The organism is Spirosoma profusum, assembly GCF_014699005.1.
Classification (GTDB): Bacteria; Bacteroidota; Bacteroidia; order Cytophagales; family Spirosomataceae; genus Spirosoma; species Spirosoma profusum.
The window spans coordinates 33670-46064 of sequence record NZ_JACWZY010000044.1 but is presented as its reverse complement, the minus strand read 5'-3'; the positions used below and the strand labels follow the sequence as shown (position 1 = coordinate 46064).

The 12395-nt window shown below is 52.8% G+C and carries 2 protein-coding genes and 2 pseudogenes; 1 reads left to right on the top strand and 3 read right to left on the bottom strand.

Features of this window, described 5'->3' with window-relative positions:
• Positions 1 to 174: 174 nt before the first annotated feature.
• Both IC229_RS36215 and IC229_RS36325 read right to left on the bottom strand, forming a co-directional pair.
• A complete protein-coding gene (locus IC229_RS36215) occupies positions 175 to 360 on the bottom strand; it encodes an IS3 family transposase (RefSeq protein ID WP_190892224.1) in 186 nt (61 codons plus the stop codon).
• A 46-nt stretch (positions 361 to 406) separates the two neighbouring features.
• Positions 407 to 1312, bottom strand: a pseudogene (locus IC229_RS36325) (IS982 family transposase).
• A gap of 126 nt (positions 1313 to 1438) precedes the next feature.
• Here IC229_RS36325 and tnpA point away from each other — a divergent pair.
• Positions 1439 to 1945 (top strand): annotated as a pseudogene (tnpA, locus tag IC229_RS31035) (IS200/IS605 family transposase).
• Between the two features lie 207 nt (positions 1946 to 2152).
• Here the strand turns inward: tnpA and IC229_RS31030 are convergent.
• On the bottom strand, positions 2153 to 12265 hold the full coding sequence (locus IC229_RS31030; protein ID WP_190892220.1) for a choice-of-anchor Q domain-containing protein: 10113 nt from the start codon (positions 12263 to 12265) through the stop codon (positions 2153 to 2155).
• Between the last annotated feature and the right edge of the window lie 130 nt (positions 12266 to 12395).

Sequence of the window (12395 nt, the reverse complement as noted above, 5' to 3'; positions counted from 1 at the left end):
GGCGGGCAGTATTACAACTGCCGGTCAACAATCAGCCAACGCAGTCTTCAAAAAAAACTGCGTCTTCATGGCGCACTGATGTCCCCGACCCAAGCTTGGTTAGGAGCAGTGGGCTTACCCAACTCAATCAACCGATTCGCACAAGCCGTTAAGCCATGCCGGGAGTCAGTCGTTTTAGGCACGAATCGGATCGCCGAAGCGACTACGAGGCTGAATAGCTCGCCAACCTTGCTCTTGCTTTAAGCGACGAATCCGATGACGACCAGCATGTAGGCTTTGTTCTTTTAGGGCTTCCTGTATACGACGGCTGCCATAGCGTCGTGAGTTCTCCCAAAAGATTTTGTCGATGGCTGTGGTCATGACTTGATTACTATCGGATTGATCAAATGTAACCTAAGTTGTGTGGTTAGAAATAGAACAAAATGTTGTGAGCCATGACAAAGCCCACCACTTTGAGCAGAAAGCCTTTCGCCGTCACGGCATGAATACGCCTGGGCCAATGACTCACCAACTGACTGATGTCCGTTTCGACATGACGCCGAGCCTGCTTGCGTAACCAATTAGTGCAGTAATCATTGTCTGCCTGACGGGAGTTACTACGTCGGATGGGTTCAAAAGCAATCCCGGCGGGCTGAGCCAGCAAATCTTCTTGAACATAATGGTTATAGGCTTTAGCGGCATAAACTATACTGCCGGTAAATAACTCAAAGTTTAGTAGGTCAAAGGCGATCTGGTCATGGACACTGCCTGGTGTAAACCGCGACGGCGGACCGTTCGAATTCGACGATACGCCCATCAGCCGCTGTGATCAGGTGTACTTTGTAGCCATAAAAATACTCACGCTTGCTGGCGTTATAGCCCCGAAAGGCTTCGCTCTGGGCTAACTGGCAACGGCTGATGCGACCGGGTGGCCGGAGCCATGTTTTTACAGACAGGTAAGGGGCAGGAGTCAATAGCAAACTGAGTATTTTCCGTTTTAGCCCACTGGCTCAGCAGGTCCAGAAGCTCGCACAAACGGTCCTGCAACTTATGGAGTCGACGGTTAAATTAGGAGCGACTGAGTTTGTGGGTGATGTTAGGAGCGCGTTTCATGGCGCGCCTGGATTGTTGGCAGTTAGCTCCGTAGTCCAGACAGCCAATTATGAAGACAAACAATACCACTCCGGCGGCCCGGTTCAGCATCGGTCAATTTGGGTGGTTGCCCGTTGGCGGCAGCACCAGTAGGGGTAGCGTGGTTGCAAGTCTTGAAATAGTCGTCTATCATTGCATACACGAAAACATCATGTAGATCGTCGGTGTCGAAGTGGAGCATGGTCGGTAGTTTAGGTTTGGCGACTCAAAACTATTCAAACCATGCTTTTTTAGTGAAACTCGAAAACCCACCGCCTTGGGCGGTGGTGATGTACTGAGGGCTACGCCTTTTGGTTAGCTTTACAACATGAGTAAGTATAAGAAACAATCTCATGTCGTCTGGAAATGTGACTACCACATCGTCTGGACACCGAAATATCGCTTTCGGCCGGGCCGCCGTCGCGGTGTTGACGGGTCTGGTCAAAGATCTGGTTGAGCATGACATCCGCTTACTGAGTGACGGGGCCGCCCGCGCGGTGGAAAGGTTGTGAAGTGATCGAACTGAATGTGCAGGCTGATCATGTTCATTGGGTGGTGAGCATTCCACCGCGCGTATCGGTTTCGGAGTTAATGGGTACTTTGAAAGGCAAACTGGCCATCAAGCTTTTCAAGAGCTATCCTCAGTTGAACCGGGCCGCCGGAGCGGAAGAAGCCTTACTGGGGCAACCACTTCTGGTCACGGGGCTATTTTGTCAACACAGTGGGAATTAATGAAGATCATATTCGTCGGTACGTAAAATATCAAGAAACAGAGGATCGCAAAGAGGAAACTCAAAGTATTGATTTTGATTTATTTGGGTCTCCTGATGAGTAAGCCCGCGGGCTCTGCCCGCTCCTTTTTAACAAATCCACCTGCTGAGCGGGTGGTTGTTTAATGAGGAAATGCGACCTGCAGAGCAGTCCGATCGTGAGCCACGCACCTTATCGGCAAACCTGGCAGTTGCAACACCCCTAAATGAAAGCAGTCATCCCCATGTCACAAAGTCAAAAACCGATTTTATGACATGGGGATGTTGCCACACTAATTACCCCCCAGCCGCAACCGACTACTGGTACCAAACACTAATCGCCCCGTTGCGCTGTAGATAATCCGAAATGCCTGTGCCTGATAACTGGCGGGCAAACTCACCGCATGATTGATAGTCACTACGTCGGTGATGAGTGGTACCCGTCCGCACGACCATAAACTCGTGTCATTCCAATCTCCAGCCTTCAGGGTGTACATGTTCGCGCAACCGCCCGGAATTTCCACACTTAAGGGTAAGATCGTTGACACGGATTGTCCACCCGGATCAGTGGCGATAACCGTCACGCTATAGAAAGGGCTGACAGTTGTTGAAGGCGTACCCATTAACGTAGCAGGAGCCACAAAACTTACCCCCGCTGGCAAACCCACCACCGACAGACTCAGGCTATTCGGTGTCTCGGCGTCGGTAAACGTGTTGGCCGGGAGGGTGTAACTAAATGCCTGGCCAAGCGTGACCGAATGGGGCGGAATGCTATTGAGAACAATTGGCGGCCCGTTGAAACAGCCTTCCAGCCACCGGAAGCTGTAGGTAGCTTCACCCGGTGTGCCTTGTTGACGAGCACGAAGCAGAATTTCCGGATTGTCGGTGTAAACCGTTAATGAATAAGGCCCCGTATTCGTGGTAGCGGTGAGTTCATTAACTACGGAGACACTAATGGGCTGGCCATTGGTACCGCTATAAGCGGTAGAGAAATCAATCCGGCGGGCATAGTACGAGAGGTGATCACAGTTGAGCAGCGTGACATTAGTGATGGCAAAGCTATTGGGACCGGGCTGTACACTCAGGCTAAAACTGGTACTAGCGGATAAACCACCCGGGTCGGTAGCAATCACCGTGACACTAAAGGGCGAACCCAGGGTGGTAGACGGCGTACCGGTGATGACGTTGGGAGCCACGAAACTCAGTCCTGCCGGCAGCCCTATTACCGAAAGGGTAAGGTTACTGGGCGTTTCAGCATCGGTGAACGTACTGGCGGGTATGGTGTAACTGAAGGCCTGGCCCACGATGGCCGACTGGTTGGGAATGGCATTGGCCAGCGTAGGCGCACAATTCTGATACGTAACATTAATACTGGCCATATCCGTACAACCATTCGCCCCCGTCAACGTAACGGAGTAGGTATTTGCCGACGTAGCACTAATAACTTGAGTAGTAGCTCCGGTACTCCATCGGTACGTACCACTCCCCACCGCCGACAGGCTAACGGAAGACGCAGCGCAGCTCAACGTAGCAGACCCAGGAATAATACTGACCGAAGGGGGCGTGTTATCCTGTACTACGTTGGCCGACGCGCTGACGGTGCATCCATTAGCCCCCGTCAACGTAACGGAATACGGTCCGGCTGACGTAGCACTGATCACCGACGTAGTGGCCCCCGTGTTCCAACGTAACGAACCCGTACCAATCGCCGACAAGCTAACCAGCGGACTGGTACAGGTTAACGTAGCGCTGCTGGGAGTGATGCTAACCGTTGGTGGGGTATTATCAAGGAAGATGGTGGTGGAAGCAGAAGCGGAACAGCCGTTTGCCGCAGTTAAGGTTACTGAATAAGGACCAGCCGTAGAGACGCTGATGGTGGGTGTAGTCGCTCCCGTACTCCAGCGGTACGTACCACTACCCACCGCCGACAGACTAACGGAAGACGTAGCGCAACTCAACGTAGCAGACCCAGGACTAATACTCACCGAAGGGGGCGTATTATCCTGTACTACGCTGGCCGACGCGCTGGCGGTGCATCCATTCGCTCCCGTCAACGTAACCGAATACGGCCCGGCTGACGTAGCACTGATCACCGACGTAGTGGCCCCCGTGTTCCATCGATACGTACCATTCCCCACCGCACTCAGGCTAACTACCGGATTCGTGCAGGTCAACGTAGCGCTGCTAGGATTGATATTCACCGTGGGTACGTTGGTTTGACTGCTAACGAGGGTGGACGTAGTACTTACGCAACCACCGGCGTTAGCTACGCTTACCGAGTAACTTCCAGCATTTGCCACCACAACGGTATTGGACGTACCGGGTGTACCCACTACGCCACTGCTATTGGTGAAGGTATACGACGTACCGCCCGAAGCCGTCAGCGTTACCGAAGTCATCGTGCAACTGATGGGACCATTGTTGGTTAACGTAGCGACAGGAAACCCGTTTATGGTTACGTTAGTCAGGGCGCTGGCCGATTGACCAGCACTGCTTACCGTCAATGTAAAGCTTTGATTGCTGGCACTTAAAGTCACCAGACTCTGGCTCAGCGCGGTATTACTGGACGTAGCGGTTGTGGTAGAAGTGCCATTGGTAAGGGTATAATTGTAGCTTCCCGTTACGTTGCCTATCGTGGCCGTAAACGTGATCGGACTACCTGTACAAACAGCGCTAGCACTGGCAGCAAATCCTGTAATGGTCGGCGTTGGCGGGGGTGGATTTTGTACTTCCAATGCGCCCATATCGACCCGACTTCCGACGATACGTGGATTAGCCGATGCATCCATTTTGGGCAGGCCGGTAGCGGAGTAAGGGGCACTGACAACCGTCATGCTGGCCGGGTTACCCGCATTGATGGCAGGCGAATTTGTTGGCAGAGTAAGGTCGCTGGCCGATACATACGGCGAACTGGTGGTTGTCAGGTTGCCCGGTCCGCTGGTGTAGCCCGTGATTGCCTGGTCCAGCAGGTTATAGGTGGCCGTGACAGTAAGCGTTGTATTCGCAACGGAGTTTTTAAACGTGTTGGCCCCGCCCGCGTTCCACAATACCGAGTTCGTTAGTTGAATCTCCGAAGATCCATTAGGTTGATTAATGTTGTTATCAACTAATCCATTTGGCAGATTCAGAAACGAGCAATTGATAAACTGAGGTGATGCGATTCCAGCGTTGTACATGAACGCTCCACCCGTATGATTGGCGATCACACAGTTGATAAATTGGGGCTTCAATGTGGATTGCGAATTAGCAAGCGACAGGTTATAGATCGTACCACTATTGTAGCCATCTCCCTGATTATCCCGGAACACACAGTTAACGAAGCTGGGATTGGTAACTCCTCCATTGACAGCTATGTTCTGAACAAATTGACCTGTACAGGCATTGCCAAATATATCACCATCACAGGCAAATCCTGTAAACAAAAGATTACGGTATACAGGGCTACACTCAGTGCCTACCAGACCATTAGCAGGGTTACCATCACTATTATTATGGATAGCGGCCGACTGCGTGCCAGACCTTGGCCCCGTGATGATCGCTCCATCCAGAATGGCCGTGTTGGTCAGCCGCAGGGTATTGTAAATAATAATCTGAGCATTATTGGCTAAGGTATTGTCATTGTCTATATCCCCCGAAAGCGTGGTAGAGGACGGATGGCTCAGGTTGATGAGCGGCCGCTGACTCAGCTCCATCTCGGTTCCTTCAAAGCCTCCGTAAATGGCTACGTCAGGGTGCAGGAAAAAGGTACCCGTAGCTGGCGTGTATTTCCCTCTGGCTATCCAGATTTCAGTCAGACTTCCTATGCAGGCATAGTGCAGGGCTGAGTTTAAATCAGGAAACGCATCATTCCAGTTCAGTCCTGTGTTTGCCCCTGTGGCATTGGCTTTCACATATAGACGTGTTACACCGGACTGACCTACCGTCAGACTGGTTACGGCCGATGCTGGCTGACCACCATTGCTCACCAGCAAGGTGAAGCTCTGGACGCCCAAACCGCCAGCCGTCAGCGTCTGACTGAAAGCGGTACTGGACGTACTACCGGCGATAGAAGTAGAACTGCCGTTGGTGAGCGTGTAAGTATAACTACCCGTTACGTTGCCCACTGTCGCCGTGAACGTAACGAGGCTACCTGAACAAACTACATTGGGACTGGCTGTAAAGCCGGAGATAGTGGGGCTAGCCGGATTCACCACCAGGGTATAGGTAGCTCCCACACCCACACATCCATTGGCATCGATAGCCCGCACGGTGATGGAGAAACTGCCGCTCTGGGTAGCAGTGCCCGACAAGACGCCCGCTGCGGACAAGCTCAGGCCCGTTGGCAACGTGCCGCTGGCCAGTGAGAAACTATAAGGCGAAGTGCCGCCCGATGCGGTGAAAGACTGGCTAAAAGCTACACCTATTGTACCGGTGTTGACCGAGGGATTGTTCAGCACCAGGTTACCCGGGTTGCCCTGAAACTCGTAGGCCCCCATGTCCAGGGCGTTGAAGAAGCGGGGGTTTCCCGCCAGATCAGTGTTACCCACTGTGGCCGAGGTGGTAGCGGGATCAGCCGCGTTGATGGCTAGCGCGCAGGCATTGAGAGCCGCTGACGTAGTCGAGATGAAGGGCGAGACGGTGGTGGTGAGGTTGCCTGGTCCGCTGGTGTAGCCCGTCATGCCCTGCTCAAAGAGTGTGTATCTGGCCGCAAAAGCACCGGACAACGCGTTGGCAGGTGTGCCATTGTTGAACAGCACACAGTTGAGCAGCGTCCCTGCATTAGCATCGATGGCTCCACCACCAAATGAAGCCGAGTTGTTCTGAAAACTGCAATTGGTCAGCAACAGATTAGATGTGGCGATGGCTCCGCCCGTAACAGAAGCCGAGTTGTTTTGAAAAAGGCACTGGGTCAGCGTCAGCGCTCCAGTCGCTGAGATGGCCCCACCACTACCTCCAGTCGCTGTATTACTCTGAAAACGGCAATGGGTCAGCGTCGTTAAAGCATCCGTCTCGATGGCTCCCCCGCCCCGCGCCGAATTGCCATCAAAGGTACAGTTAGTCAGTTGAAGCTGGCCACGGATCACCGTATGAATAGCGCCTGCACGATTAGCCTCGAAATTACAGTTGAGGAAGGTGCAGCTTGTGGGGCTGGCGATTTCTAAAGCACCACCGAAATCCGCCGAGTTTCTTCGGAATGTACAATCAATAAACTGGGCCTGGGTAAGCTCAGCAGAATTAAACGCACCGCCTTCGGTCGCGCTGTTGTTCTCGAAGAGGCAGCCAGTTACCACCACAGGCGATATATCACTCCCACTATCCTGGACTCCCGCTCCTCTACTACTCGTACCACCGACATTATTCAGGAAGCGGCAGTTGGTTAAATACAGTGCCCTCGGCAGGCTATTGTACCGACTCAGATAAAGCCCTCCACCTGCCAAACTTCCTGTGTTGCTGATAAAGTCGCAATTGGTCAACTGGGGGACGCTCTGTCCCTCATCTGAACCATTGGCGTAGATACCTGCTCCACTTTGTGCTGTGTTCTGGCTAAAACTACAATTGGTCAATTGCGGATTGCTTTGCCCTCCCCCTGAACCGTTGGCGTAGATGCCTCCTCCTTCGTTAGCCTGATTGTTGACAAAGCTACAGTTACGCAGCGTGGGATTACAGCGGTTGCCGCTTCCGCTCCCGTCGTTGTACATCCCTGCTCCATCGTTAGGGGTGTATCCAGCCGTGATGACAAAACCATCCAGCACGGCGGAGGCATCTAAGCTCAGGCTGGCGGGGTTGTTGATCACATGGAGTGAATTGTCGGTTCGGCTGTTAAAGTCACCTATTTCGCCCGAGAGGGTGCTGCTGGATGGATTTCCGGTAATGGGGTCCACAATTCCCCGCTGCGCAAACGTGGGGCTGCCCGTGGCCGGGAAGCCGCCGTAAATGGTTACATTATTGCGCATCGAGAAGCTGGCGTTGCGGTCGGAACCGGTAGTGGGTTTGTAGACGCCAGCGGCTACCCATACCTGTCCACCACACGAGGAAGCCGAGTTGATGGCTGTCTGGAGCATCGTACCAGGGTAGGCATTGGCCCACGAACTACCGTTCTGCACCCCCGCTCCGGTTTGGGTAACGTAACTGATTGAGGCCGATGATACCGTTACGTTGGTAGTGGCCCGGATCGTCTGGCTGTTAGTATTGACGATGAGCGTGAATGTCTGTAGGCCCGACCCGCTGGCCGTCAGACTCTGACTGAACGACGTATTGGACGTAGTGCCCATCGTAGTGGAACTACCATTGGTCAGCGTATAAACGTAGCTACCCGTTACGTTGCCTACTGTCGCCGTGAACGTAACGGGGCTACCCAGCACGCAAACTACATTGGGGCTGGCGGCAAAACCGGCGATAGTGGGCGCAGCGAGCGTATTGGTAAGGTTGAAGGTGCGGTTTGGCGTAGCACCATTAGCACCGGCCGTTACGTTATAGGGACTACCCGACGTAGCATTGGCCGTTACCGAAGCAGAAGCGATGGCGCTTGCAATACTGGCCGTAATCGAAACCGGATTGATGCTGGCTCCCGAACCCGGACCCGTGAACGTAACAACACCGCCCGCCACCGGCTCGCTGTTGGCGCTACTCACCGTAACGACTAATGGGTTGGCAAATGCTGTACCGACCGTAGCACTCTGATTGTTACCACTCGTTAAAGCCATTGAAAAACCCCGTGACTCGAACGAACCGATGTCGGTAACCCCAACCCGACTGATGCCACGCGCATCAGCGGTGGGGGCACCGCTGGCCGTACCAGCGTTGATGGCGGGGCTGCCCGGCAGCAGGGCATGGGTTTGGGTGGTGCCCCCATAATTACCCAGCGGAGCCAGCAGGGCGTTGACCCCTACGATGTTGTTGTTGACACCAGTGGTCAGCCCACCCGAACCGCCCGTGCCGATCACATTGTAGGTAGAAGCACTGATCGTACCTTCATTAACGATGTCCTTGGGGGTTGTCCCATCAGAATCGATGTTACCCGCGATGATACAGTTTTTGAGCGTGACGGTAACACTATTATAAACACTGATTCCTGCCCCTGAATTATAGGCTGTAGGATAGTTTTTGTTCAGGCTGATCGTAGTGTTCGTAAATAATCCCGAACCCGTGTACGCATCAATTCCTCCTCCATCATTGCCAGTGAACGTACAGTTGGTTACCGTAACGAGTGTTACGAATGACATCCCTCCGCCAAAAAGGGCCGAATTATCAACAAATAAACAATTGTTAACTGTAGTATTAGAACTATTAAAACCTATAAATAAGCCACCCCCTGTATTCCCTGCGTTAGCGATGAAGGTGCTATTGGTAATACTCAATAATGAACCATGATGCAGTATGCCACCCGCGCCCTGCACTGCTGAGTTTCTCTCAAAGCGACAGTTAGTGACCGTTAGACTAGCTCCACCCATGTTATGCACGCCCCCTCCGTAAGGTCCAGCCTTATTATTCCTCAATATGCAGTTGGATAGGGTCAGCGTGCCGTTGTTTTGGATTCCCCCGCCAGTGTTCGAACTGGCGAAACCATCGGCAATGGTGAGCCCATCAAAACTGACGGTATTAGTATTGGGTATAGTAAAAATGCGGTAGTTACCGCCTGAGCTTCGGCGGATGGTGAGATTGCTGGCTCCCGGCCCGATGAAGCTTACATCATCAACAATTTCGGGCAGTACGCTGGCCAGGTTAATCGTGCCGCTCACGCTGGCCGTAATGGTGAACGGACCGGGACAGGTGCTGGCCATCACATCGAGCATGGCTTGGCGCAAACTCCCGGCTCCCGCATCGGCCGTGTTGGTAACGCTGTAAGTGGTAAAAGGACATGGATTGACCGTTATTCCCACACTGGCGGTGGGATTACCCGTACAGCTTCCGTTGCTCACCGTTACCGAATATACTCCGCTCTGGGCCGTACTGTTGGATACAAAGCTGGGATTTGCTACGTTGGCTGTATAACTTGATGGGCCGCGCCAGTTATAATACGTTCCTCCTGTAGCACTCAGGCTCACCGTCTGACCCACTGTTACGTTTGGGGTAGAGGTGCTGGCACTGGCCATTGGCACCTGACAGAACGTAGCAAAGTTACCACCCCCTGGCAAACCTGAATTACCCGAAAAATCCACTGACCGGCCACAAACCACACTCAAACTACTGGGGAAACAGCCACTCAATTGGTTGTCCGCCAGATTGATCGTTTGCATGGCCGCCGTTCCTAAGCTGGCCGGGATTGACCCACTGAACTGATTGCCGCCGTGTGCTACCAGTATCTGCAGACTGGTCATGGCGGTAAAGGAGGGTAACGGACCCGAGAAATGATTGTTATACAGATTGATATCGACCAGATTAGCCAGATTTCTGAGCGCATCAATACCGCCCGTCAACTGATTATTCGGTACTTGGAGGTTGACTAGCTGGGTTAAGGCACTCATACTGGCGGGTAAGCTGCCAATCATGTTATTACTGTCCATGTTGAGCCGGACCACCCGACCATTGCTACAGACGACACCGGCCCAGGGACTGCCGCCGTTGCCAGTGCAGGGATCGCAGCCACTGAGCCAGCCGGTGCGATTGGTCCAGTTTGCCCCTCCTGTACTAGTGTAAAGATCGACCAGCGGTTGATAATCGGGGCTTAACGTATTGACTGTTACGTTGACCGGCTGGGTGCTCGATGCGCCATTTGCCCCAGCTACCGTTACGGTAAAGGTTTTCACCCCGGAAAGCGTAAGCGTGGCCGATACCGACGCAGTATTCGTGGCTGAAAGGGTTGCGCCCGTCGGTGCTACCCACGTGTAGGAGTATGGGCTGGTGCCACCCGTTGCGGTGACCGACAGAGCTACCGAATTACCCACACAAACCTGGTTGGGACTCGCCGAGGTAACGAGTTGCGGTGGTTGTGCCTGGCTCAGTTTACTCACAAATATTTCCTGAGTACCGGTGGAGGTCAGATTGGCGGTTCCTGAACCGGGGTCAAAATCAACCGTACCAGAAAAATAACCAGTAGTGTAGATAGTACCCAATCCGTCTATCGCGATTGAATAGCCCTGAGCAGCATCATTGGTGCTTCCCCCCATACGTCTGGCCGATACAAAGCTGCCTGTAGCATCGAGTTTACTCACAAAGATGGCCGGACCTTCCGATACCAGATTGACTACCCCTGATCCGGGATCAAAATCAACCGTGCCCTGAAAACCACCGGTTGTATAAACATTGCCCGACCCATCTACCGCAATTGAGTTACCTACTTCTAAGGAGGAGCCGCCCATCGCTTTAGCCCATACGAAGTTGCCTGAAGCATCGAGCTTACTCACAAAGATGTCAGGCGCAGACGTTACCGAAGTGAGGTTGACTACTCCTGAGCCGGGGTCAAAATCAGCCGTACCTATAAAAGAGCCAGTGGTGTAAATATTGCCCGAACCATCCACCGCAATCGACCTACCTTTATCCTGAGTAGAACCACCCATTTGTTTAGCCCATACGAAGTTGCCCGAAACATCAAGCTTGCTCACAAAGATGTTATCCGTAAACGTACCTGGGGAGGTCAGGTTGACTACTCCTGAGCCAGGGTCAAAATCAGCCGTACCAGCAAAGGACCCAGTGGTGTAGACATTACCTGAACCATCTACCGCAACTGAGTTGCTTACATCATAATTGGAGCCGCCCATCGCTTTGGCCCATATGAAGTTGCCTGAGGCATTGAGCTTACTCACGAAGATGTCAGCACTGCCCACCGTTGATAAAGAGTAAACACCTGCACCGGGGTCAAAATCAGCCGTACCAGCAAAAGAGCCGGTCGTGTAAACATTGCCCGAACCATCCACCGCAATCGAGTTACCGACATCATTACCGGAGCCGCCCATCGCTTTTGCCCACACGAAGTTGCCCGAGGCATCGAGTTTACTTACAAAGATGTCACTAACGTCTGCCGCAGTCAGGTTGGCTGTTCCCGAACCGGGATTAAAATCAACTGTACCAGAAAAAGAACCAGTGGTGTAAACATTGCCCGATGCATCCACCTTAATCGAGCTGCCCTGATCAGGACCAGTACTGCCCATCTGCTTGGCCCATACGAAGTTACCCGAGGCATCCAGTTTACTCACAAAGATGTCGAAATTGCCCGCCGAGGTTAGGTTGGCTACCCCCGCACCGGGGTCAAAATCAACCGTACCAGCAAAAGAGCCGGTCGTGTAAGCATTGCCCGAGCCATCCACCGCTACTGAAATGCCTGATGCAAACTCTGCCCCCCCCATACGTTTGGCCCACACATAGTTCTGAGCATAGCCGAAACGAATGGAACCTATCAGCAGACACAAGAGGAGAACAAGTTGGCGGATCAGTCCAGTCGAGGGCAGACCCAATGGCAAAAAATGACGAAGTACGTAGTAATTTTTCATGCGAGTAATCAGGAAAAATAAGAGGGTATTTACCGGGGTAAAATCGCCCTGGCAAATACCCGATTCGCCTGATTATTCTTTAACTCGCTCGTTACAATCTTTAGCTCTCTCGTTACAGAGAAACAAAAAG